Source organism: Caballeronia sp. LZ028 (assembly GCF_031451415.1).
In the GTDB taxonomy this organism is placed as follows: Bacteria; Pseudomonadota; Gammaproteobacteria; order Burkholderiales; family Burkholderiaceae; genus Caballeronia; species Caballeronia zhejiangensis.
Genome location: NZ_JARUXN010000001.1, coordinates 1688893 through 1713313, shown reverse-complemented (window position 1 = coordinate 1713313; position 24421 = coordinate 1688893). Strand labels below are relative to the sequence as shown.

The 24421-nt window shown below is 63.0% G+C and carries 19 protein-coding genes and 3 tRNA genes; 8 read left to right on the top strand and 14 right to left on the bottom strand.

Features of this window, described 5'->3' with window-relative positions; all coding sequences use genetic code 11:
* Positions 1–188 precede the first annotated feature (188 nt).
* From QCE58_RS08210 to tig, 8 genes are all read right to left on the bottom strand, one after another.
* Positions 189–2111: a SurA N-terminal domain-containing protein gene (locus QCE58_RS08210; RefSeq protein WP_250521103.1), complete on the bottom strand. Its 1923-nt coding sequence runs from the start codon at positions 2109–2111 to the stop codon at positions 189–191.
* A gap of 254 nt (positions 2112–2365) precedes the next feature.
* A tRNA-Asp gene (locus QCE58_RS08205) sits at positions 2366–2442 on the bottom strand.
* Positions 2443–2467: 25 nt separating this feature from the next.
* Positions 2468–2543, bottom strand: a tRNA-Val gene (locus tag QCE58_RS08200).
* 76 nt (positions 2544–2619) lie between these two features.
* On the bottom strand, positions 2620–2952 hold the full coding sequence (locus QCE58_RS08195) for an HU family DNA-binding protein (protein ID WP_309779727.1): 333 nt from the start codon (positions 2950–2952) through the stop codon (positions 2620–2622).
* Between the two features lie 212 nt (positions 2953–3164).
* Positions 3165–5588, bottom strand: coding sequence for an endopeptidase La (gene lon / locus QCE58_RS08190; protein WP_008349749.1), 2424 nt, complete (start codon positions 5586–5588; stop codon positions 3165–3167).
* A 186-nt stretch (positions 5589–5774) separates the two neighbouring features.
* Positions 5775–7046 carry an ATP-dependent Clp protease ATP-binding subunit ClpX gene (gene clpX, locus QCE58_RS08185; RefSeq protein WP_008349753.1) on the bottom strand — a complete coding sequence of 424 codons (1272 nt, stop codon included), beginning with the start codon at positions 7044–7046 and terminating at the stop codon, positions 5775–5777.
* A 173-nt stretch (positions 7047–7219) separates the two neighbouring features.
* On the bottom strand, positions 7220–7873 hold the full coding sequence (gene clpP / locus QCE58_RS08180) for an ATP-dependent Clp endopeptidase proteolytic subunit ClpP (RefSeq protein WP_008349755.1): 654 nt from the start codon (positions 7871–7873) through the stop codon (positions 7220–7222).
* A 138-nt stretch (positions 7874–8011) separates the two neighbouring features.
* The gene (gene tig, locus QCE58_RS08175) at positions 8012–9358 is read right to left on the bottom strand and encodes a trigger factor (protein WP_250521102.1); all 1347 of its coding nucleotides are present in this window, start codon (positions 9356–9358) and stop codon (positions 8012–8014) included.
* Positions 9359–9886: 528 nt separating this feature from the next.
* Here tig and QCE58_RS08170 point away from each other — a divergent pair.
* Positions 9887–11035 carry a glycerate kinase gene (locus QCE58_RS08170; protein WP_250521101.1) on the top strand — a complete coding sequence of 383 codons (1149 nt, stop codon included), beginning with the start codon at positions 9887–9889 and terminating at the stop codon, positions 11033–11035.
* Between the two features lie 24 nt (positions 11036–11059).
* Here QCE58_RS08170 and QCE58_RS08165 read toward each other — a convergent pair whose 3' ends face one another.
* Both QCE58_RS08165 and QCE58_RS08160 read right to left on the bottom strand, forming a co-directional pair.
* Positions 11060–12490, bottom strand: a complete 1431-nt coding sequence (locus QCE58_RS08165) for a PepSY domain-containing protein (protein ID WP_250521100.1) — start codon at positions 12488–12490, stop codon at positions 11060–11062.
* A gap of 141 nt (positions 12491–12631) precedes the next feature.
* The gene (locus QCE58_RS08160; protein ID WP_250521099.1) at positions 12632–13000 is read right to left on the bottom strand and encodes a DUF2946 domain-containing protein; all 369 of its coding nucleotides are present in this window, start codon (positions 12998–13000) and stop codon (positions 12632–12634) included.
* Positions 13001–13272: 272 nt separating this feature from the next.
* Between QCE58_RS08160 and QCE58_RS08155 the strand changes: the two genes are divergently transcribed.
* Positions 13273–13359 (top strand) — tRNA-Leu (locus tag QCE58_RS08155).
* A 168-nt stretch (positions 13360–13527) separates the two neighbouring features.
* A complete protein-coding gene (locus tag QCE58_RS08150) occupies positions 13528–14370 on the top strand; it encodes a squalene/phytoene synthase family protein (RefSeq protein WP_250521098.1) in 843 nt (280 codons plus the stop codon).
* On the opposite strand, the gene QCE58_RS08145 is transcribed toward QCE58_RS08150, so the two are convergent.
* A complete protein-coding gene (locus QCE58_RS08145) occupies positions 14367–15218 on the bottom strand; it encodes a DUF1501 domain-containing protein (RefSeq protein WP_250521097.1) in 852 nt (283 codons plus the stop codon). The two genes, QCE58_RS08150 and QCE58_RS08145, sit on opposite strands and share 4 nt — an antisense overlap.
* A gap of 16 nt (positions 15219–15234) precedes the next feature.
* Entirely contained in the window at positions 15235–15600 is a 366-nt protein-coding gene (locus tag QCE58_RS08140; protein ID WP_008349768.1) for a hypothetical protein, read from the bottom strand.
* 244 nt (positions 15601–15844) lie between these two features.
* Here QCE58_RS08140 and ompR point away from each other — a divergent pair, with 244 nt between their 5' ends.
* The 4 genes from ompR to QCE58_RS08120 all read left to right on the top strand — a co-directional run bounded on the left by ompR (position 15845) and on the right by QCE58_RS08120 (position 19331).
* Positions 15845–16570 carry a two-component system response regulator OmpR gene (gene ompR, locus QCE58_RS08135; protein ID WP_008349770.1) on the top strand — a complete coding sequence of 242 codons (726 nt, stop codon included), beginning with the start codon at positions 15845–15847 and terminating at the stop codon, positions 16568–16570.
* A gap of 61 nt (positions 16571–16631) precedes the next feature.
* Entirely contained in the window at positions 16632–17996 is a 1365-nt protein-coding gene (locus QCE58_RS08130; RefSeq protein WP_008349773.1) for an ATP-binding protein, read from the top strand.
* A 172-nt stretch (positions 17997–18168) separates the two neighbouring features.
* A complete protein-coding gene (locus QCE58_RS08125; protein ID WP_008349775.1) occupies positions 18169–18717 on the top strand; it encodes a peroxiredoxin in 549 nt (182 codons plus the stop codon).
* Between the two features lie 89 nt (positions 18718–18806).
* Positions 18807–19331, top strand: a complete 525-nt coding sequence (locus QCE58_RS08120) for a carboxymuconolactone decarboxylase family protein (RefSeq protein ID WP_008349777.1) — start codon at positions 18807–18809, stop codon at positions 19329–19331.
* 16 nt (positions 19332–19347) lie between these two features.
* On the opposite strand, the gene ispF is transcribed toward QCE58_RS08120, so the two are convergent.
* A complete protein-coding gene (gene ispF, locus QCE58_RS08115; protein WP_008349780.1) occupies positions 19348–19839 on the bottom strand; it encodes a 2-C-methyl-D-erythritol 2,4-cyclodiphosphate synthase in 492 nt (163 codons plus the stop codon).
* A 26-nt stretch (positions 19840–19865) separates the two neighbouring features.
* Complete coding sequence (gene ispD, locus QCE58_RS08110; RefSeq protein ID WP_250521104.1) at positions 19866–20588, bottom strand: 2-C-methyl-D-erythritol 4-phosphate cytidylyltransferase; 723 nt, start codon at positions 20586–20588, stop codon at positions 19866–19868.
* Positions 20589–20727: 139 nt separating this feature from the next.
* Here ispD and mfd point away from each other — a divergent pair, with 139 nt between their 5' ends.
* Positions 20728–24204: a transcription-repair coupling factor gene (mfd, locus tag QCE58_RS08105; RefSeq protein WP_250521096.1), complete on the top strand. Its 3477-nt coding sequence runs from the start codon at positions 20728–20730 to the stop codon at positions 24202–24204.
* Positions 24205–24421: the final 217 nt, after the last annotated feature.

The window sequence follows — 24421 nt, the reverse complement described above, 5'->3', positions numbered from 1 at the left end:
GTGAATTCGCCCGGCAATACAGCCTCCGGCCCACGGCCGAAGGCTCATGAAAGACCGAACACTAACGCTCGGCACTGTCCAAGAAATCCAAGCGGTTCATGCCTCCGAAACACTAACACTCATTTGTGTCCAGGATTTCTAGAGCAGATCATTTCGGAAGCGGGGCTTTTCGATGATGTCAGCGCCGATCAGTTCGACGATGGTGCCGGCGCCTGGCTCAGCTTGACCTTCGAGCGAGCCTTCAGCGAGTTGAGGTACGCCTCCATGTCGGCCTGCGCGTAGACCTGCGCGACTTGCTGCTGTGCGCCGGCGAGACGATCGGCGGCGACCGGCGCGGCCTTCTCGATGCCGTTCACACGATAAATCGCGTAGCCTTCCGCACCGAGATCGACGCCGACATACGACGGCAGCTTCGATCCATCCGCCTTGAAGATCGCGCTCAACGCGACGGGCGGCAAGCCTTGCGCGTCATTGCGCGAGACGGTGATCGGCGACGTGAAGCCGTCGGTCGACTTCGACTTCTGCAGATCCGCGAGCTTCGCCTCGCCTTCCTTCTTCGCCATCGCCGCAGCCATTTCCGCGACGACCTTCTTGCGCACGTCGTCCTTCACGACGTCGAACGCGGGAACGGTCGAGGCCTTGTAGTCGGTGACGCGCGCGGCGATCAGCGTGTTGTTGCCGACGTCGATTGCCTGCGTGTTGTTGCGGTCCTTCACGGCATCCGGCGCGAACACGGCCGCGAGGAACTTCGGATTGTTGAGCGGATTGTCTTGCGGCAATTGCGGATTCGGCTTCGGACCGACCGTTGCGCTCTGCACCGTCAGCTTGTACTTGTCCGCGGCCGGCTGCAGCGACTTGGCCTTCTCGTAGACGAGATCGGTGAAGCCTTGCGCGTCGTCGGCGAAACCCTTCGTGCCCTGTTGAGCCGCGTAATCCTTCGCGATCGAGTCCTTCACTTCGTCGAACGGCTTCGTGACGGAAGGCTTCACGTCGGTCGCCTGAATGATGTGATAGCCAAAATCCGACTCGACGATATTGCTGACTTCGCCCTTCTTCAGGCCGAATGCGGCGTCGTCGAAAGCCTTGCCGCCCGCGATCTGACCGCGCGCGAAGTAGCCGAGATCGCCGCCCTTGCCTGCAGAGCCGGGATCGTCGGAGTTCTTCTGCGCGATTTGCGCGAACTGATCCGGATGCGCCTTGACTTGCGCGAGCAGGTCTTCGGCCTTCTGCTTGGCCTTCGCCTTGTCGGCCGCGCTCGCGTCCTTCGGTGCGTTCACGAGAATGTGGCTCGCGCGCACTTGCGCTTCGGTGCGATAGCGCTGGATGTTGTCGTCGTAGTACTTCTTGAGATCGGCGTCGCTCGGCTTCGATGCGGCCGCGATCGTCGATGGCGACAGCAGCAGATACTGGATCGTGGCGGTTTCGGGCGTCGCGAAATCGTTGCGATGCGCTTCGTAGTAGGCGGTGAGTTGCGCGTCGGTCGGCAGGACCTTCGCGGTGTAGTCGGCCGCGCGCAGCGACAGACCCTGCACCGAGCGCTTCTGTTCCGCGAGTTCGGTCAGGCTTTGCGCGAGCGACTTCGACGTGAACGCCGTGCCTTGAATGCTGCCCGGAATCTGTCCGGTCGCGATCGTGTAGCGCATGCGCTCGTCGTACTGCGCGGGCGTCATGCCCTGCATCGCGAGCAGTTGCTTGTAGCGATCGAGGTCGATGCTGCCGTCGGGCTTCTTGAGCGACGAGATCACCGGATCGTTGAGCAGCGCCCGGCGCACGGCGTCGTCGGAGGCGGTCAGATGCAGACGCTGCGTTTCGTCGGCCATCGCGCGTTGCTGCACGAGACTATCGACCATCGCGGCGCGCGCTTCGGGCGTGTCGAACATCTTGGCGTCGAATTGGGAACCGAGCATCGAGCGGGCGCGGTCCACCTGCTGGCGGAAAGCGCTGTCGAATTCGGCGCGCGTGATCTTGTGGCCATTCACGCTGGCGACGTAGGAACTTTCGTCGAAATAGTTGCTGAAGCCCTGAATCCCGACCATGCCCAGACCGGGCACGATGATCAGGATCAGCAGAGCCATCATCAGGCGCTGGTGATTACGGAAGAAGTCGAGCATGCGTAGCGCTGCGTGGTTATAACAAAACGCTCGATATTACAACAGTGGACGAGGAAAAGGCGAAAGGCGGGCGGGATTTGCACCGCCCGATGTGAAATTCTCGCGTCCCCTTTTCGTAACGGGCGATGTTTCAGTTGAAAGTTTGCGTCCAGCAAGCATTCAATGATGCGAAGCAATGATTAGCATTCTTAACGAGCACGCGCCAAAAGAAAAATCCCGCAAGCCGCGAAGCTTACGGGATTTCTTGTCGAATCTGGCGGAGCGGACGGGACTCGAACCCGCGACCCCCGGCGTGACAGGCCGGTATTCTAACCGACTGAACTACCGCTCCGGGTAGCGCGCAATGAACTGTGACCTGGTGGGTGCTGAGAGGCTCGAACTCCCGACCTACGCCTTGTAAGGGCGCCGCTCTACCAACTGAGCTAAGCACCCGGTCCGCAATTCACTCGGTTTGCGCTGCTGCTGGATTCAGACTTCGTTTTACGAAGGTCCGTATCCAGCGAGTCCGCTAGTTTAGCGCATCCTTCAGCGCTTTGCCAGGGCGAAATTTCGGCACTTTCGCGGCCTTGATCTTGATCTCATCGCCCGTGCGCGGATTGCGCCCCGTGCGCGCGGTGCGCTTGCCGACGGCAAACGTGCCGAAGCCGACGAGCGTCACGGTGCCGCCCTTCTTCAGCGTCGCGCTCACGCCGCCGATGACCGCATCGAGCGCGCGGCCGGCGGCGGCCTTGGAGATATCGGCTTGCTGCGCGATATGGTCGATCAATTCCGTCTTGTTCATTGTGATCCCCGAATCAGTATTGGCACGTTTTAATCGATGTGCTCCGGCATCGAAGCGGATCGCATCTCGATAAGATTGGATGCGGCGCTCATTTAACTTAGCCGAAAGACACGTGTCAACCGGGGTTGAGCCTTATTCGGCGCGGCCTTCGGGCGTTTTAGAAGTTCTCTTCGAAAAGCCGCGCGCAAAAAAGAAAACCCGCGGGTGGGTTGCCCGCGGGTTTTTAGCCTCGCTCACGCAACACGGCGTTAAAACCGTGCCGCGACAAGCGTTCAGTGCTTCACGACTTCGCCCGTTGCTGGCGTGTCCTTCTGCTGTTCGGCTGCGACGGGCGTTGCCTTCGCTTCGTCTTCGGGCAACGACTCCGGCGCACGTTCGAGCGCCAGTTCCAGGACCCGATCGATCCAGCGAACCGGCACGATCTCGATGGCGTTCTTCACGTTGTCGGGGATGTCGGCCAGATCCTTCGTGTTTTCTTCAGGAATCAGCACGAGCTTGATGCCGCCGCGATGCGCTGCCAGCAGCTTCTCCTTCAATCCGCCGATCGGCAGCACTTCGCCGCGCAGCGTGATTTCGCCCGTCATCGCGACATCCGCGCGAACCGGAATGCCGGTCAGCACCGACACCAGCGCCGTGGTCATCGCGATACCGGCGGACGGACCGTCCTTCGGCGTCGCGCCTTCCGGCACGTGGATGTGGATGTCCTTCTTCTCGAACGACTCATCCGTGATGCCAAGCCGGCGCGAACGTGAACGCACGACCGAGCGCGCCGCTTCGACGGATTCCTTCATCACGTCGCCGAGCGAACCCGTACGGATCACGCCGCCCTTGCCGGGCATCACCGCTGCTTCGATCGTCAGCAGATCGCCGCCCACTTCCGTCCACGCAAGACCCGTCACCTGACCGATCTGGTTTTCCTTCGCGGCCAGACCGAAGTCGTACTTGCGCACGCCGAGGAAGGTGTCGAGGTTGGAGCCGTCGACCTTCACGGCGCCTTCCGCCTTCTTGAGCAGCAGCATCTTCACGACCTTGCGGCAGATCTTCGATACTTCACGCTCGAGCGAACGCACGCCCGCTTCACGCGTGTAGTAGCGAATGATGTCGCGGATCGCTTGTTCCGTGACGTCGATCTCGCCGTCCTTCAGGCCGTTGTTGCGCTTCTGCTTCGGCAACAGGTAACGCGTCGCGATGCTGACCTTCTCGTCTTCCGTGTAACCCGACAGGCGGATGACTTCCATCCGGTCGAGCAGCGGCGGCGGAATGTTCAGCGAGTTCGACGTCGCCACGAACATCACGTCGGACAGGTCGAAGTCCACTTCGATGTAGTGGTCCGCGAAAGTATGGTTCTGTTCCGGATCGAGCACTTCGAGCAGCGCGGATGCCGGATCGCCGCGGAAATCCATGCCCATCTTGTCGACTTCGTCGAGCAGGAAAAGCGGATTGCGCACGCCGACCTTCGTGAGGCTCTGCAAAATCTTGCCGGGCATCGAACCGATATACGTGCGACGGTGGCCGCGAATTTCGGATTCGTCATGCACGCCGCCGAGCGCCATACGCACGAACTTGCGGTTCGTCGCGCGAGCGATGGACTGCCCGAGCGAGGTCTTGCCGACGCCCGGAGGCCCGACGAGGCACAGAATCGGTGCCTTCACCTTCTCGACGCGTTGTTGCACCGCGAGGTACTCGAGAATGCGTTCCTTAACCTTTTCGAGACCGAAATGGTCTTCGTCGAGCACGCGCTCGGCATTCGAAAGGTCGTTGTTTACCTTGCTCTTCTTGCGCCATGGCAAGCCGATCAGCGTGTCGATGTAGTTGCGCACGACAGTCGCTTCCGCGGACATCGGCGACATCAGCTTGAGCTTTTTCAGTTCGGCGTCGGCCTTCTTCTTGGCTTCCTTCGGCATGCGCGCGGCGGCGATGCGCTTTTCGAGTTCTTCGAGATCCGCGCCCTCTTCACCTTCGCCCAGTTCCTTCTGGATCGCCTTGACCTGCTCGTTCAGGTAGTACTCGCGCTGGCTCTTTTCCATCTGACGCTTCACGCGGCCACGGATGCGCTTCTCGACCTGAAGAATGTCGATTTCGGCTTCGAGCTGGGCGAGCAGATGCTCCAGACGCTCGATCACAGGGAACATCTCGAGGATGTGCTGCTTTTGATCCAGCTTGAGCGGCAGATGCGCGGCGATAGTGTCGGCAAGACGACCCGCCTCGTCGATGCCCGACAGCGACGTCAGGATCTCCGGCGGAATCTTCTTGTTGAGTTTCACGTACTGATCGAACTGCGACACGATCGCGCGGCGCAGCGCTTCGGTTTCGGCGCTGTCGGCGTGATCCGGCTCGAGCGGCATCACATCGCAGGAAAATTGCGTTTCCTGCTCTTCGATCGACAGCGTTTTCGCGCGCTGCAGGCCTTCGACGAGCACTTTCACCGTGCCGTCGGGCAGTTTCAGCATTTGCAGGATGTTGGCGACACACCCTACTTCGTACATGTCCTTTTCGGTCGGCTCGTCCTTCGCCGCCGTTTTCTGGGCGACGAGCATGATGTGCTTGCCGCCTTCCATCGCGGCTTCGAGTGCCTTGATCGACTTGGGCCGCCCGACGAAGAGCGGAATCACCATATGCGGGAAAACGACTACGTCGCGCAGCGGGAGCAGCGGCAGCGTAATGCGTTCCTGCGGGAGGAGTTGGGTTCCTGACATTTCATTTCCCCATTAGTGGAATCAGTTCAGTCGTAAATAAGGCCGGTCAGAGCTATTGCAAGCCTTTATCGGAAGGGAAAAGTCGTTAGTCAAAGATCGCGTCAGTAACGTCCACAAGATAAACCGACAAAAATAAAAGGCCGTTCACGTCGCCATGAACGGCCTTTCGCCGACACACAGCCTGCTTCAGTTCGATCCTGCTACTTTCGGTGCGTCTTCGTAGATGAGCAGCGGCTTGCCGTCTCCGTCGATCGTGTTGTCGTCGACGATCACCTTCGAAACGCCCTTCATGGTCGGCAGTTCGTACATTACGTCGAGCAACGCCTGTTCCAGAATCGAACGCAGCCCGCGCGCGCCGGTCTTGCGGCGAATGGCCTTCTGCGCGATGGCCTGAAGCGCCGCCGGACGGATTTCCAGTTCGACGCGCTCCATTGCGAAGAGCTTGTGATACTGCTTCACGAGCGCGTTCTTCGGCTCGATCAGGATCTTCACCAGCGCGGCTTCATCGAGCTTGCCGAGCGTCGCCACGACGGGCAGACGGCCGATCAGCTCCGGAATCAGGCCGAACTTGATCAGGTCTTCCGGCTCGACTTCGCGCAGCACTTCGCCCGCGTCGCGATCCTGCTTGCTCTTCACGCTCGCGCCGAAACCGATGCCGGTCTTCTCGGTGCGATCCGTGATGACCTTTTCCAGTCCGTCGAACGCGCCGCCGCAGACGAACAGGATGTTGGTCGTATCGACCTGGATGAAATCCTGATTCGGATGCTTGCGTCCGCCTTGCGGCGGCACCGACGCCATCGTGCCTTCGATCAGCTTCAGCAACGCCTGCTGCACGCCCTCGCCCGACACGTCGCGCGTAATGGACGGGTTGTCCGACTTGCGGCTGATCTTGTCGATCTCGTCGATGTACACGATTCCGCGCTGCGCCTTGTCGACTTCGTAATTGCAATTCTGCAGCAGCTTCTGAATGATGTTCTCGACGTCCTCGCCGACATAGCCGGCTTCGGTCAGCGTCGTTGCATCGGCGATCACGAACGGCACATTCAGCATGCGCGCCAATGTCTGCGCGAGCAGCGTCTTGCCCGAGCCGGTCGGCCCGATCAAGAGAATGTTGCTCTTCGACAGCTCGATGTCGTCCTTCTTGTCGAGATGCTTGAGCCGCTTGTAATGGTTGTACACGGCCACCGCGAGAATTTTCTTCGCGCGTTCCTGGCCGATCACGTACTGATTGAGGATATCGCTGATTTCCTGCGGGCTCGGCAGGTCGGACTTGGTCAGCCCGGCCTCCTCCGCCGCACCGGCTGCCTCGTCGCGAATGATCTCGTTGCACAGGTCGATGCATTCATCGCAGATGAACACCGACGGCCCAGCGATGAGCTTCTTCACCTCATGCTGGCTCTTGCCGCAGAACGAGCAATACAGCAGCTTTTCGCTACTGGAACCTTTTTTGTCCGCCATAAATGTGTAAGCCTCCGGACACTCTTGTTACATGATACGCGCTTCGATTCCGCGACGCAGATTCGCACCCGCGAGGACCGCCGGAGCGCGTTTTGGCGTGGCGCCCAATGCGCGACTTCGCACGCTTCGCCGGCTTCGTCTCCGAGCGCCGGCGCGGCGCCGCTCCGGACGCCTCAGGGACGCTTGTGAAGCACCTGGTCGACGAGGCCGTAAGCCTGCGCGTCGTCGCCCGACATGAAGTTGTCGCGATCCGTGTCGCGCGCGATGCGCTCGACCGGCTGACCCGTGTGATGCGACAGCAACTGATTCAAACGTTCCTTCAGATACAGGATTTCCCGTGCCTGGATCTCGATGTCCGACGCCTGGCCGCGTGCGCCGCCGAGCGGCTGGTGGATCATCACGCGCGCGTTCGGCAGCGCGACGCGCTTGCCTTTCGCGCCGGCCGCCAGCAGGAATGCGCCCATGCTTGCGGCGAGGCCCATGCACAGCGTCGAAACGTCCGGCTTCACGAACTGCATGGTGTCGTAAATCGCCATGCCGGCCGAGACCGAGCCGCCAGGACTGTTGATGTACAGGCTGATGTCCTTGTCCGGGTTCTCGCTTTCGAGGAACAACAACTGTGCGACGACGAGATTCGCCGACTGGTCGTTCACTTCACCGACGAGAAACACCACGCGCTCCTTGAGGAGACGCGAGTAAATGTCATAGGCACGCTCGCCGCGGCCGCTCGTTTCCACGACCATCGGAACGAGGCCGAGCGCCTGGGCTTCGAAATCCCGCGGTGCGTGGGACGCCAACGTGTCGAGCAATTCAGCGCGAAAGGTCATGCAATTTCCTTGTTCGGAATAAGGGTACTGAACGACAAAGGAACATCCACTAGAACGGCATGCAAACGCCCAACTTTAATGCAAAAAAGGCGTGCGAGCCGTCAGTCCGACGACTCCGCACGCCCCTTGCCTAACGCGTCAGGCTTGCGCCGTTGCGCTGGCCAGTTCCTCGAAGCTGACTTCCTTGTCGGTCACCTTGGCCTTGCCCAAGACGAAATCGACGACGTTGCTTTCGACGACGTACGCTTCCATCTCGGCGAGGCGCTGCTGGTTCGAATAATACCAGCGGACGACTTCCTTCGGGTCTTCGTAGCTCTTGGCGAATTCGTCCACTTCAGCGCGGATCTGCTCGGGCTTCGCCTGCAGTTCGTTGGCCTTCACGAGTTCGGCCAGCACGAGGCCCAGCTTCACGCGACGCTCGGCCTGCTCGGCGAACATTTCGGCCGGGATCGGCGCGTCGGCTGCATTCGGCACGCCGCGTTGTTGCAGGTCCTGGCGAGCCATTTCGACGAGGCGCTGCTGATCCTGTTCGATCAGCGCCTTCGGCACGTCGAGTTCGGAGATCTTCAGGAGCGCGTCCATGACCTGATTCTTCACGATCTGCTGCGTGCGGCGCTTCGCTTCACGCTCCAGATTGTCCTTGATCTCGGCGCGCATCTTCGTGAGGTCGCCGTCTTCGATGCCGAGCGACTTCGCGAAATCGGCGTTGATTTCCGGCAGATGCGGCCATTCGATCTTCTTCACGGTGATCGTGAATTGCGCCGTCTTGCCCGCCACGTCCTTGCCGTGGTAGTCATCCGGGAACTTGAGGTCGAACGTGCGCTCTTCGCCGACCTTCAGGCCCGTCGCGGCTTGCTCGAACTCGGGCAGCATGCGGCCTTCGCCCAGCACGAATGCGAAGTCCTGTGCGCTACCGCCTTCGAACGCGACTTCGTCGATCTTGCCGACGAAATCCAGCGTTACGCGGTCGCCTTCCTTGGCTGCCGTGTCCGCGCCGCCGTCGCCGTGCTCGCCGGCTTCGCCGCGGGCGTGGAAATGCACGCGCTGCTTGCGCAGGATGTCCAGCGTGCGATCGACTTCGGCTTCGGAGATGGTCGTGACCGTGCGTTCGATTTCAGCGGTCGCCACGTCGCCGAGGCGCACTTCGGGATAGACCTCGAAGGTCGCGTCGAAGGCGTAGGCGTCCGTTGCGGCTTCCGACTTCGGCGCGAAGCTCGGCTGGCCCGCGACACGCAGGTTCTCGGCGCGCGTGACATCGAAGAATTCCTTGCCGACCTTGTCGCTCAGCACTTCGGCTTCGACCTGGCCGCCATACTGTTGCGTCACCATCTTGAGCGGCACCTTGCCCGGGCGGAAACCCGGCATGCGCACATTCTTGGCCAACTGGCGGATGCGCGAATCCACTTCCTTCTGCACCGTGTCCTTCGGCAGGGAAATCGTCACGCGGCGTTCGAGCTTGCCGAGGTTCTCAACTACGTTAGCCATGGCTGAAATCGTCCTAGAGTAAATCGTAAATTCGGTGTTCGGTTCTTCCGCGGTTCTAAAGGCGCGGGTCCGGATGCGGCCTCTGCCTGAGCCGGCCGAAATCGACGCCTGGCGCCGGAAGACGCCCAGAATAAGCGTCTCGCGGGAGTGCCGGAACGTCGCCCGACACGGTGTCAGTCAACAGAGCCAAGCATTTTAGCAAACTATTCCGCGCGGTCCGCCCGACGATCCTGCAAACACTGCGTTTCGGTCCGATTTGACTCGAAAAGTGCCAGTTTTCGACGCTCATTTCGGCGTAAATCCGCGTTTTGCTGACCGGCTCTCCCGCGCAGAATTCCCGCTATCGGCACGCCGCTATTTTGCGTCGCGCGCCGCGCTGATAAGCTTGCCGGCGCATGATTCGAGCGGCGAAGCGCTCCGGCGCGCAATCCATTGCCGCAAGGCATGAAGCGCATGCGACATTCGCATAGATGGAGCCTCGCCGCGGCTTTTCAATCCTTGCTTCCACATCAGAACATTCGAGACACCATGCCTAACGCCACGTCCGCTGCTCCCGTAGTTGTCATCGCTCCCGATTCGTTCAAGGGCTCGCTCTCCGCGGAAGGCGTCGCGAACGCCGTCGCGGAAGGCATCAGGCGCGCGCGGCCGGACGCCGATATCCGTATCCGTCCGATGGCCGACGGCGGCGAAGGCACGCTCGACGCGATGCTCTCGGCAGGCGGCGAGCGGCGCATGCTCAACGTGCGGGGCGCGGCCGCCGCACGCCGCGACGCCGCCACGGGCCTGCTCGACGACGGCAGCGCAATTATCGAGACGGCGGAAGTCGTGGGCATCACGGATGCGGACGGCATGGCCGTGCCCGTCACCGAGCGCAGCACGCTCGGCATGGGCGAGGCGATCCGCGCGCTGCTGGATTCCGGCGCGCGCAGATTCTATGTGGCGCTCGGCGGCAGCAGCACCAACGACGGCGGCGCGGGCCTGCTCGTCGGCCTCGGGCTGAAACTCTTCGACGCAGACGGCAAGGAGCTCCATCCGGTGCCATCGGCGCTCGGGCGAGTCGTGCGCATCGACGCTTCCGGGCTCGATCCGCGCGTGAAGGACGCGGAGTTCGTCGGCATGTCCGATGTCGACAATCCGCTCACCGGCGATCACGGCGCGACGGCGGTCTTCGGGCCGCAGAAAGGCGTGACGCCGGAGCAAGTGCCCACCATCGACGCCGCCCTCGCCCATTTCGCCGATCTGCTCGAACCCGCGATGGGCGTCGCGAAACGCAGCGAACCCGGCGCGGGCGCGGCGGGCGGGCTCGGGTTCGCGCTGCACATGCTCGGCGCGCGTTTCGAGACCGGCGCGGAGGTGGTGGCGCGCGAAATCGGGCTCGACGCCGCGCTCGAAGGCGCGAACTGGCTCATCACGGGCGAAGGCCGTTCAGACGTGCAGACGCTGCATGGCAAGGCGCCCTTCATCGCCTGCAAGCACGCGCGCGATCACGGCGTGCCGGCGTCGTTGTTGTCGGGCGCCGTCGATTCGGCCGCGCTGCCGCGGCTCTCCGAATTTTTCAGCGGCTGCTTCTCGCCGGCGCCCGGCCCGATCACGCTCGAAACGGCGATCCGCGATGCGGCGCGGCTGCTCGCCAACGAAGCCGAGCAGCTCACGCGCCTCAGATTCGGTTCCAAATAAGTCCGAACGAGGCGCGCGGGTTCGTCAGGCAGCCGCGCGCTTGGCCCCGAACGCAAGCCGGTCGAAGCACCAGACGGCGAGCATGGTCGCGCCCATCAAAGGGAAAATCACGCCGAGCAACGTCAGGCTGCCGCGCCAGGCGCGCATCGGCGGGCGCTTCGTGGGCCGCGCCGGCGCGCCGAGTTCGCGCGCGGGCCGGCGTTTCATCCACATGATGAAGCCCGTCACGGACAACGCCGCGAGCCCGAGCGATATCGCCGAGCAGACGATCTGGTTCAGAAGCCCGAAGTAGCGCCCCATATGCAGCGACGTGCCGTACGAGATCACTTTCGCCACGCCGCCGTAGCTTGCGTAATCGATGTCGGACAGCACGCGGCCGCTGTATTGATCGATGTGCAGCGTGCGTTCGGCGCGCGGATCGGCGGGGAAATACGAGACCGTGTAGACGCCCGTCGGCTTGGACGGAAGCGCGATGCCGTAGTCATCCGCGACACCGTTTTTCGCGGCGAGCGCGACCACGTCGTCGATCGACACGCGCGCAGCCGAAGCCGACGCATTCGCGCCTTCCGGCACCGTTGTCGCGCCGACGGCCCACGGCGTCTGATGCAGCGGCAGATCGTCCATCTTCATCTGCATGCCGTGCATCGCGTGTTCGTTGTTCGAGGTCGCTGGGGCCGTCGAATGCACATGCGCCTCGCCCCACGCGCCCTTCGGATATCCGAGCGATGCGGTCGTCGCAAGCGCCTTGAATTGCTTGCCCCACGATCCCGACCACGGCAATCCCGAGAGAACGAAAAAGAGCGCGCCGACCGCGAGCCACACGCCGCCGACCGCATGCAGATCGCGCCACCACGCGCGCCCTTGCAGCGATAGCCGGGGCAGCCACACGCCGCCCTGTCTCGCGTTCGACCGGCTGGGCCACCACAGCGCGATACCCGTGCCGATCATCACGAGCGTCCAGCATCCGGCGAGTTCCATCAGCAGCTCGCCGGTCTTGCCGAGCATCAGGCCGCGATGCAGGTTGCGCACCTGTTTCATCAATCGATGTTCGACGGAAAGCGTGCCGAGCACGGTGCCGTCGTACGGGTTCACGTAGACGCTTTCGCTTTCGCCCGATGGCAGGCGAAAGACGAATTCGGCGCTGCGCGTGCGATCGGTTTCGATTTGCGCGAGCGTCGGTACGGCGCCGCGCGGTTCGCTCGCGGCAGCCTTGGCGAGCAGGATATCGCGGGACAGTTGCGGGGCGTGCGTGTCCGCGACGATCATCCGGTCGCGATACAGCAGCGGCTCGATCTGCGGCTGAAAACAGTAGATCGTGCCGGTGATCGCGAGCACGATGAGGAGCGGCATCACGAAGAGTGCCGCATAGAAATGCCAGCGCCACAGCGTGCGGCGATGCGCGATGACTTCCGCGCTCGGCGTCGCTGGCGCCGCGTTCAGGTCGGGTGCAAGCATGGCGAATCTCGTTGAGTATTTTTGCGATGAGCGCGCATCGGAGGTACCGTCAGTGCCGTGACGATATTCCCGACGAGCGGTCGTACGTTCATCGCGCTCATGTGCGCGACGAACATCGATGCGGTCAGACGAAGGAAGGCTTCAGGAAAGGACGGGCGGCGCGCGCGGGCTCGCGGCGTTGAAGGATTTCGAGGTGACGTCTTCGACGTTCGCGAAGGCAGGCACGCGCGTGACGCGTTCGATCAGCGCGACGTCATGCACGACGCCCGTGACGATCGGCAGATTCTGCGCGAGCAGTCCGCAGTAGGAGCAGGCGTCGACATGACTCGTGGCGTCGTGATGGCCGGCGTGCGAGTCCGTTGCAGGCGCATCGACCGTGCAAAGCACCGCTTGCGGATTGGCGGCCTGGCGCGCGGCGAGCGTCTGACTGATGACCGGCGCGACGATGGCAAGCCACATGGCGGCGATGCCGAGCCATGCGACGAAGCGATTGCGCGCGTTGCGGTTCATGAGCGGGAATGTCGATGCCGAAGCGGAAGTGTGACGAGATTGTAGGCAGCCGATCTGCGAGCCGCAATCTTCGGGCGCGTATGGCCGGAATCGACGGCCATGCCGACGATTCTCGCGCCTCGCTTAAGCTCAGGACCGTCGACGCATTTTCGCAGACATCGCCAGATGAATGCGTTAGAATCTCGGGCTTGGCACAGTGGACCGGTGCCGGACACGGCGGCATCGCCGGGCGCGGGTCATCATCCGCAAGTGCCCAGAGCGCCTGCCGTGCTGCGAGGATGGCGAAATTGGTAGACGCACCAGGTTTAGGTCCTGACGCCCGCAAGGGTGTGCGGGTTCGAGTCCCGCTCCTCGCACCACACGAAAACCCCTTTCATCGGCAAAGGGGTTTTTTGTTTTTGCGGCCGGCTGATGCTGCCGCCGCTGCGCAGCGAAGCCGCGCCTCGCCGGATAAAATGAACGCCGCGCGGCCAACCGCACGACCAGAACCGACCCCGCCTCCCCTCGAACTCCCACAAGCTCCGTTCGTGAATTTCGACGATTACTGCCAGCAAAAAGCCGCGCCTGAAGGTTCCGGCACGTACTACGCGCTGCGCCGCGCGCCGGCTGCGAGCCAGCCGCTTCTGACCGCGCTCTATGCGCTTTATCGCGAGCTCGAAGAGACCGTGAAGGAGACGAGCGATCCGACCATCGGCCGCACCAAGCACGCATGGTGGCGAAGCGAACTCGGGCGGCTCGATGGCGGCGAGCCCACGCATCCGGTCACGAAAGCGTTGCAGGCGCACGCGGGCGATGCCGCGCATCCGGTTCTCGACGATGCCGGACGCGCATCGCTTGCCGCGATCGTCGACGGCTTCGGCATGGATCTCGATCAGGCGCGCTACCTCGACTGGCCCGGCTTGCGGCGTTACCTCGATCAGACGGGCGGCGCATTCGCGACGGCCGTTGCACGCGCGAGCGCGCGCGATCCGCAGCAGGCCGCGTCGTGGGCCGCGCCGCTCGGATCCGCGTTGCTGCTGGCCGAGCGCGTTCAGGACATCGGCGGCGATGCGCGCAATGGCCGCATCTATATTCCCATCGACGAGTTGCAGCGATTCAACGTGACGGCCGCGGACATCATCAATCGCAAGTACGGCGATACGTTCACGGACCTCATGCGCTTTCAGACCAGCCGCGCCCGCCACGCGCTAGACGACGCGCTGGCCGCGATTCCCGCTTCGGAGCGCGCGACGCAACGCGTGCTGCGCGCGCAGGCAGCGCTGTCCTTCGCGCTTTTCGACGAGATCGAACGGGAGAACTTTCGGGTGCTGCATCAACGCATCGCACTCACGCCGATCCGCAAGCTGTGGATCACATGGAAGACGCGTTAGACGCGAAGGATCGGCAATGGCGCGAAGCGCGCGCCGAGAATCGATGACGAATCGATCTGCCCGCATGCGTCGAGCACCGTGGCATAGAGCGTTCTGAAGTCGACGCCGACGGACAAGCCGCCGTCCGCATCGAGTCGATCGAGTCGAGGTGGCATGCCGAAGAGTCCGCCGCGCACGCCTCCGCCCATCATGAAATGCGCCGCGGCCGCGCCGTGGTCGGTGCCGCCCGCGGCGTTCTCGCGCGCGGCCCGTCCGAACTCCGAGCGCGTCATCACGAGCGTGCGGCTCCATGCGCCGGACGCGATCAGCGACGTCCGCAGCGACGCGAGCCGCTCTGCCAGCGTGGCCAGCAGCGCCGCATGCCGGTGCGACTGACGCTCGTGCGTGTCGAAGCCGTGCAAGGTGATGTGCGTCACCTTCAGGTTCACGCGATCGAGCCAGCCGCCGGCGCGATATTCATCGGCATGCGATGCCGTGTCCCAGATCTGTCTCGAGCGGAAATGCGAGCGATTGGGCGCGTCATAGCCGACGCCCTGCACGATCGCCATTTCGTTGGCGCGCCACGCGCTCATCAACGGCGACAGCGACGGATGCAAGGCGGTGCGTTCATCGAGCATCAATGCGCGGTCTTTCGATATCGCGAGTTTCGGCCGCAACACGCGATAGCGCGCATCGGCGATCGGAATGACTGTGTTGAGCGCGTCGTTGCCGCCGTCGAGGTCGACGATCACGAGGGAGCGAATCGAAGCAGAGGAAGTGTCGGAATGTGCGATGGCGCACGCATCGCCGATGCTGCCGAGAGCTCCCGCGAACGCACCGCCAATCGAGAGAAATTCACGTCGGTCCATCGCGGGCACGCGCCGCTTACCGCTTGTAGAGATCGCGCACCGCTTCTTCGATATGCTGCCGCAAGAGACGGCGCTCGTCGGCGGTCATCACGGTGTGGCGCGGCGGGCGCGCGGGCGGCGCCTGATCCACTTGCTGAATGGGTTGCATGGCCGCGGTCTTCGGATCGTGGCTCGACGACCCCGAACCTTTGCCCACGCGCTGCTGCGCGCGAATCATTCTGCCATCGAAACGATTCGGGGAACTCGCGATGCCGCGATCGAAGCCTGCCGGTTGTGCATAGGCGTGAGGCGTGCTCAGTACTGCGTAGAGCGCACTGGCAAGAAGTGTCTTTCTGAGAATGCGCTCGTTGCGCACGGGTCCGCGCTGCCGCGCTCCCTTCATGTTGTTCCCTTCGTTGCTCGACAACCGGACAGCCTCAGTCTTTTCGCGCACGTCTCGAAGCGGCTTGGTCGTGCCGCGCGACGCACTGGTCTAATGGAGTATCTACCGAATGGCGGGCTTAGGTAAAGCAGTGTACGCAGCAAACCCCTAGGCCGTGCCACAGGCCCCGTAAATTTTGTAACGAACTGTTACACTCGCTTTTGTTACAAACTCGGCGTTTGAACAAACGCGCTAAGATGCCGCCATGGAAACCAAGAACCCTTCAAAAATTCTCGTCGTCGACGACGATCCGCGCCTGCGCGATCTGTTGCGCCGATACCTCGGTGAACAGGGCTTCAACGTGTACGTTGCGGAAAACGCCCCGTCGATGAACAAGTTGTGGGTGCGCGAGCGTTTCGATCTGCTCGTCCTCGATCTGATGCTTCCCGGCGAAGACGGTCTTTCCATCTGCCGGCGTCTGCGCGGCAGCAACGATCGCACGCCGATCATCATGCTCACCGCGAAGGGCGAAGATGTCGATCGCATCGTCGGCCTCGAAATGGGCGCGGACGACTATCTGCCGAAGCCTTTCAATCCGCGCGAACTCGTCGCGCGCATTCATGCGGTGCTGCGGCGTCAGACGCCGTCCGAATTGCCGGGCGCGCCGTCCGAAACCACCGAAGTGTTCGAGTTCGGCGAATTTGCACTGAATCTCGCGACGCGCACGCTCACGAAGAACGGCCAGGAAATCCCGCTGACCACCGGCGAATTTTCGGTACTCAAAGTGTTCGCGCGCCATCCGCGCCAGCCGCTTTCGCGCGAAAAGCTGATGGAGCTCGCACGCGGCCGTGAGTACGAAGTGTTCGACCGCAGCCTCGACGTGCAGATATCGCGTCTGCGCAAGCTGATCGAGCCCGATCCCAGCAGTCCGCGTTTCATCCAGACCGTGTGGGGCCTCGGCTACGTGTTCATTCCCGACGGCGCAGCCTGATCGATCCTAAGCGAGTTTCGTCACGCTCTCTCCCCTTCACCGAGCCGAACCCGACAGACTCATGCGAATCGACAGGCGGCTACTGGCGCTCGCGTTCGGCGGCCTGTTCTGGCGAACCTTCGCGCTGATCGCGCTGCTCATCGCAGTCAGTCTCACGGCGTGGTTCCAGAGCTTTCGCGTCATCGAGCGCGAGCCGCGTGCGCAGCGCGTGGCGCTTCAGCTCGTCGCCGTGGTCAAGCTCACGCGCACCGCCCTGCTCTATTCCGACCCCGATCTGCGCCGCGCGCTGCTTCAGGATCTGGAGAGCAACGAAGGCGTGCGCGTGTATCCGCGCGAGACCACCGACAAATACAAACTCCAGCCCGATGAATCGCTCAACCGGCTGATCGAACGCGACGTGCGCGGGCGGCTCGGCAACGAGACGATCATCGCGCAGTCGGTGAACGACATTCCGGGCGTATGGATCAGCTTTAAGATCGACGACGACGATTATTGGGTCGCCCTCGATCGCGATCAGCTCGACACCGTCACCGGCCTGCAATGGGCCGGCTGGGGCGTGTTCGCGCTCGCGCTGTCGCTGTTCGGCGCGGCGTTCATCACAAGTCTCGTGAATCGGCCATTCGCGCGTCTCGCGCTCGCCGCGCGCAAGGTCGGTTCGGGGCAATCGCCCGAACCCTTGCCCGAACGCGGCATGGGCGTTGCTGCGGAAACCAATCGAAGCTTCAACCAGATGGTGCAGGATCTCGAGCAGCTCGAGGCCGACCGTGCGCTGATGCTCGCGGGCATCTCGCACGATCTGCGCACGCCGCTTGCGCGCCTGCGGCTGGAGACGGAGATGAGCCCGTCGGACGAAGCGACCAAGCTCGCGATGATCGACGACATCGAGCAGATGGACATGATCATCGGGCGCTTTCTCGACTATGCGCGGCCGATGCAGCGCATGCCCGAGGCCGTCGACCTGTCGATGATCGCGAGCGAACTCGCCGCCCGCTTCCAGGCCGACGACGGCGTCGTCATGCGGACGGATCTCGCCCAGGGCGCGGTGATCGAAGGCGATCCGACGGATGCGCGGCGCGTGGTCGGCAACCTGCTGGAAAACGCGCGCAAGTACGGCCGCAGCGAACACGACGACATCGCCCGCATTACGCTGCAGACGCGCGTCGCGCACGGCAGGGTCGAGCTCTCCGTGATGGACGAGGGCCGCGGCATCCCCGACGATCAGGTCGCGCTCATTACGCGTCCGTTCTATCGCGTCGATACGGCGCGCACGCAGGCGAACGGCACCGGTCTCGGCATGGCGATCGTGCAGCGCCTCGTCACGCGACAGCGCGGCACGCTGCGTCTGCGCAACCGCACGCCTCTGCCCGGCTTCGAAGTCACCATCGACTTCCCGCCGATGAAAGGCGGCGTGCGCTTCGAAGGCTAGAGCGCGCCCGTTTCGGAAGCTGGAAACGGGCGAAGCACTCTTTTAATTCTGGTTAAGATGAAGCGGTTCAACGCTCGGCGCGGCCTGGCATGAACGTGTCACGCGAGCGTTACGGCGATACGGTAGTTTGGCTGGAGTTTGTCCTTTCAACGATTTCACAGGAGTTTTCCGCATGAAGACCGTTGGCGATAAAGTCGAAGCATTCACTGTCACCGCTGCGAAGCCGGGTTTCAACCATCACGAAGAGAACGGCCAGTCGGCGTTCGAGGAAATCACCGAGCAGTCTTTCCCCGGCAAGTGGAAGATCATCTATTTCTATCCGAAAGATTTCACGTTTGTCTGCCCGACGGAGATCGTCGAATTCGCGAAGCTGGCGGCCGATTTCGAGGACCGCGACGCGGTTCTGCTCGGCGGCAGCGTAGACAACGAGTTCGTCAAGCTGGCATGGCGCCGCGAGCACAAAGACCTGAACAAGCTGAACCATTACTCGTTCGGCGACGTGAAAGGCGAACTGATCGATCAACTCGGCGTGCGCGACAAGGAAGCAGGCGTGGCGTTGCGCGCGACGTTCATCGTCGATCCGGACAACGTCATTCAGCACGTCTCGGTCAATAACCTGAACGTCGGCCGCAGCCCGGAAGAAATCTTGCGCATTCTCGACGGCTTGCAAACGGACGAACTCTGCCCGTGCAACCGTGCCGTCGGCGGCGCGACGCTGTAAGCGTTTCCGGATGCCGCGAAGCCCGCCATCGAGCCGAGTGTATTCGGCCGATCGGCGGGCTTTTTAATGCCATCGAACAGGAGCAAACAATGGAATTTCTGTCTGCGATCAAGGAACTGGTGCCCGACTACGCGAAGGACATTCGCCTTAACGTCGACGGCACGATCGCGCGTTCATCGCTCGAAGGCAGCGATGCGGCTGGCGTCGCGCTCGCCGCCGCGTTTGCCGCGAAAGCGACGAAGCTCGTCGCCATCATTCGCAACTCGGGCGCGCTGTCGCCCGAAGAGACGAACGCCGTGCTCACCGCGGCCGCGCTGATGGGCATGAACAACGTCTGGTATCCGTACCTGGAAATGGCCGACAACGCCGATCTCAAGACGCAGCCCGCGAACTTGCGCATGAACGCGTATGCGTCGCACGGCGGCGTCGACAAGCGGCGCTTCGAGATGTACGCGCTCGCGGCGTCGATCGTCGGCAAGTGCCATTTCTGCGTGAAATCGCACTACGAGAATCTCGTGGCCGAAGGCATGTCGACGACGCAACTGCGCGACGTCGGCCGCATCGCCGCGGTGATCAACGCCGTCGCGCTGACGATCGAAGCCGAAGGGAAATAGCGCTTCCCGCCGCGCTTTAGCCGTCGATTGACGTCCGGCGCAAAAGCACCGCGGCCTGCGCTTCGATGCCTTCCTTGCGCCCGAGATAGCCGAGCTTCTCGTTCGTCTTGGCCTTGACGTTCACGCGATCCATTGAAAGATCGAGATCAGCGGCGATGTTTTCGCGCATGGCATCGATATGGGAGCTGAGTTTCGGCGCCTGCGCGATGATCGTGCTGTCGACGTTCGCGATCGCGAAACCCGCCTCCGACACGCGCCGGAACGCCTCGCGCAGCAGCACGCGGCTGTCCGCGCCGGCGAATTCGGTCGCCGTGTCCGGGAAATGCCTGCCGATGTCGCCGAGCGACGCCGCGCCGAACAGCGCATCGGTGATCGCGTGCAGCAGCACGTCGGCGTCCGAGTGGCCGAGCAGACCGCGCTCGTAGGGAATCGTCACGCCGCCGATGATGAGCGGGCGGCCTTCGACGAGCTGGTGGACGTCGTACCCTTGTCCGATTCTGAAATCCATCGATCCAAACCTTTGTTGAGTGTGAGTCAGGCGCCGGCCGAAAGCATCGCGCCCGCGAGCGCGAAATCCTCCGGATACGTCACCTTGAAGTTGCGCAGACTGCCCTGAACCAGTTTCGGCGAATGACCGAGCCATTCGATCGCGCTCGCTTCGTCCGTCAGGTCGTGGCCGTCGTGACGCGCACGCTCGATCGCTTCGCGCAGCATGCCGAGCCGGAACATTTGCGGCGTCTGCGCCTGCCAGAGCCCGTCGCGCGATTCGGTGCGCGCGACGCGCACGTCGTCCGTGGGGACATCGGGCATGTTCGGTGCGACGCGTTTCAGCGTGTCCGCGACCGGCAGCGCGAGAATGCCGCCGACCGCATCGTCGCGCAGTTCCGCGACAAGCTTGCGAATCAGCTCCGGCGTGATGCCGGGGCGCGCGGCGTCGTGCACGAGGACCCAGTCGTCTTCGCGCGCGCCGAATTTCGCGAGCGCGACGAGCCCGTTGTACACCGACGCTTGCCGCGAGGCGCCGCCGCAGCGCTCGACCGCGAAGCGCATTCCGGCGAAGCGGCGCGCGTCAAAGTGGTTGTCGTCCGGTGCGAGCACGACGAGCGTCTGCGAGAATTCGGAGCACGCGTCGAACGCCGCGAGCGTGTACGCGAGCATTGGGCGGCCCGCGATCGTCTGGTATTGCTTCGGCATCGGCGCGCCGGAGCGGCTGCCGGTGCCGGCGCAGGGAATCAGTGAGAACAGGCGCGAAGTCACGGGCGAATAGTCGAGCAGATGAGGTGAACAAGTCAAAGTTGAAGCCCGGATTTTATAATAGGTCTTTCGCGACCACGTCCCGCGCACGCCGGTTCGACTCTCCGAACCCGCGTTTGCCGGACGGCTCCATGCACACCTTATGCCTTCCAAAGCCGTCAACGCGCAGTCCAGTTCTCCCATCGCGCTCGTGAAACCGGGTCAGCGCTTCGTCTTCGATGGCGCTTCCGGCTCGTCCGATGCGCTCGCCATCGCGCGCTACTACGCCGCGTATCGCGAGAGCGTGCCGCTCCTGACGGTCGTCACCGCGAGTGCAGTCGATGCGCAGCGTCTCGCCGCCGAAATCCCCTACTTCGCGCCCGATGCGCGCGTGCGCCTTCTGCCCGACTGGGAGACGCTGCCGTACGACACGTTTTCGCCGCACCAGGATCTCGTCTCGGAACGTCTCGCGACGCTGCACGATCTCGGCGAAGGCCGCTGCGACATCCTCATCGTCCCGGCGACGACCGCGCTCTATCGCATGCCGCCCGCGTCGTTTCTCGCGGCTTACACGTTCTCGTTCACGCAGGGCGAGCGGCTCGACGAAGCGAAGCTCAAGGCGCAATTGACGCTCGCGGGTTACGAGCACGTGAGCCAGGTCGTGCGGCCGGGCGAGTATTGCGTGCGCGGCTCGCTCATCGATCTCTATCCGATGGGCTCGGCGCTGCCGTATCGCATCGATCTGTTCGACGACCAGGTGGACTCCATCCGCGCGTTCGATCCGGACACGCAGCGCAGCCTTTATCCGGTGCACGACGTGCGCCTGCTGCCGGGCCGCGAGTTCCCGTTCGACGAAGCCGCGCGCACCGCCTTTCGCAGCCGCTGGCGAGAGGTCTTCGAGGGCGATCCGAGCCGCTCGCAGATTTACAAGGACATGGGCAATGGCGTGCCCTCGGCGGGCATCGAATACTATCTGCCGCTCTTCTTCGATGAAACCGCGACGCTCTTTCATTACTTGCCGCAAGGCTCGCAGCTCGCGTTTGTCGGCGATATGGACGCCGCGATCAAGCGCTTCACGCACGACACGAAGCAGCGCTACGACTTCCTTTCGCACGATCGCGAGCGGCCCTTGCTCGAACCGCGCCGGCTCTTTCTGACAGACGACGATTTCTTTACGTTCGCGAAGCCCTTCGCGCAGTTGAAGTTTCCCGCGACGCCCGAAGGCGGCTGGGCCGTGCCGCTGCCGGGCCTCGCGATCGACCGTCACGCCGACGAGCCTTTGCTCGCGCTGCGTCACTATCTGGAGCAGACGGACAATCGCGTGATGCTCGTCGCGGAATCGGCGGGACGTCGCGAGACGATCCAGCAATTGCTCGCCGACAACGGCCTGCGCGGCGAATTGCGCGACACGTTCCACGAATGGCTGACCGCCGACGGCAAGTTCACGCTCGGCATCGCGCCGCTCGCCAACGGTTTCGCGCTGCCGTTGGAGAAGCTGTCGATCGTCACCGAGACGGAGCTTTACGGACCGCTCGCGCGCCGCGCCGGACGGCGTCGTCAGGAGCAGGCGAGCAACGTCGATTCGATGGTGCGCGATCTCGCCGAGCTGAAGGTCGGCGATCCCGTCGTGCATGCGCAGCATGGCATCGGCCGATACATGGGCCTCGTGTCGATGGACCTCGGCGAAGGTGAAACCGAATTCCTGCATCTCGAGTATCAGAACGAGGCGAAGCTGTATGTGCCGGTCGCGCAATTGCATGTGATCTCGCGCTACAGCGGCGCGGACCCGGAAAGCGCGCCGCTGCATACGCTCGGCTCCGGCCAGTGGGAAAAAGCCAAACGCAAGGCCGCGCAGCAGATTCGCGATACGGCCGCCGAGCTGCTCAACCTTTACGCGCGCCGCGCGGCGCGCGAAGGTTATGCGTTCAAGCTCGAGCCGCGCGACTACACCAAGTTCGCGGAGAGCTTCGGCTTCGAGGAAACGCCCGACCAGGCGGCGGCGATCGCAGCCGTCATCGGCGACATGACGAGCGGCAAACCGATGGACCGTCTCGTGTGCGGCGACGTCGGCTTCGGCAAAACGGAAGTCGCGCTGCGCGCCGCGTTCATCGCGGTGATGGCGGGCAAGCAGGTCGCGATTCTTTCGCCGACGACGCTGCTTGCGGAACAGCACACGCAGACCTTCACCGACCGTTTCGCCGACTGGCCGGTGCGCATCGCGGAACTGTCGCGCTTCAAGACCGGCAAGGAAGTTTCGACGGCCGTGCAGCAGATCAACGAAGGCTCGGTCGATATCGTCATCGGCACACACAAGCTCTTGTCGAGCGATGTGAAGTTCAAGCGGCTCGGGCTCGTGATCATCGACGAGGAGCATCGCTTCGGCGTGCGGCAGAAGGAGGCGCTCAAGGCATTGCGCGCCGAGGTCGACGTGCTCACGCTCACCGCGACGCCGATTCCGCGCACGCTCGGCATGGCACTCGAAGGCCTGCGTGATTTTTCCGTGATCGCGACCGCGCCGCAGAAGCGGCTCGCGATCAAGACCTTCGTGCGGCGCGAGGAAGACGGCGTGATCCGCGAGGCGATGCTGCGCGAACTGAAGCGCGGCGGCCAGGTTTACTTCCTGCACAACGAAGTCGAGACGATCGAGAATCGGCGCGCGATGCTCGAAGCGCTGGTGCCCGAGGCGCGCATCGCGGTTGCGCACGGACAGATGCACGAGCGCGAGCTCGAACGCGTGATGCGCGATTTCGTCGGCCAGCGCGCGAACGTGCTGTTGTGCACGACGATCATCGAGACCGGCATCGACGTGCCGAGCGCGAACACGATCCTCATGCATCGTGCGGACAAGTTCGGTCTTGCGCAGTTGCATCAGTTGCGCGGACGTGTCGGGCGTTCGCATCACCAGGCGTATGCGTATTTGCTGGTGCACGATCCGCAATCGCTGACGAAGCAGGCGCAGCGGCGGCTCGAAGCCATTCAGCAGATGGAGGAACTCGGCTCGGGTTTTTATCTCGCGATGCACGACCTGGAGATTCGCGGTACGGGCGAGGTGCTCGGCGACAAGCAATCGGGCGAGATTCACGAGATCGGCTTCCAGCTTTACACCGACATGCTGAACGACGCCGTGCGCGCGCTGCGCGAAGGCCGCGAGCCGGATCTGAACGCCCCGCTTGCGGCAACGACCGAGATCAATCTGCACGCGCCCGCGATTCTGCCCGCCGATTACTGCGCCGATGTGCAGGAGCGTTTGTCGTTGTACAAGCGGCTCGCGAACTGCGAATCGAGCGATGCGATCGATGGCATTCTCGAAGAGCTCGTCGATCGATTTGGGAAGCTGCCGCCGCAGGCGCATGCGCTCGTGGAGACGCATCGGCTGCGTCTTGCTGCGAAACCGCTCGGCATCTCGAAGATCGACGCGGGCGAGCAGTCGATCTCGCTGCAGTTCGTTCCGAATCCGCCCGTCGATGGCATGAAGATCATCGAGATGGTGCAGAAGCATAAGCACATCAAGCTCGCGGGTCAGGACAAGTTGCGCATCGAGTCGCGGAGTCCCGATCTCTCGGTGCGGATCTCTACTGTCAAGGAGACGTTGCGGGCGTTGGGAGGGCCGGTTCGGAAACCGGCCGCTGCTGTTCGGTGACTTTTTTGTTTTCGCCGGATCCCGATTTGCTTTCGGTCTGTCAGCGTTGCCTCCTGTGCGGGGTGGGGCTCACTTTGCTTACTGTAGTCGCCGGATCCCGGTTTCGTGTCGGTCTATCAGCGTTGCCCCTGTGCGGGGCGGCACTCACTTTCTTTGCTGCTGCAAAGAAAGTAAGCAAAGAAAGCAGCTTTTCAGGCCCGCGGTCACACGCAATTTG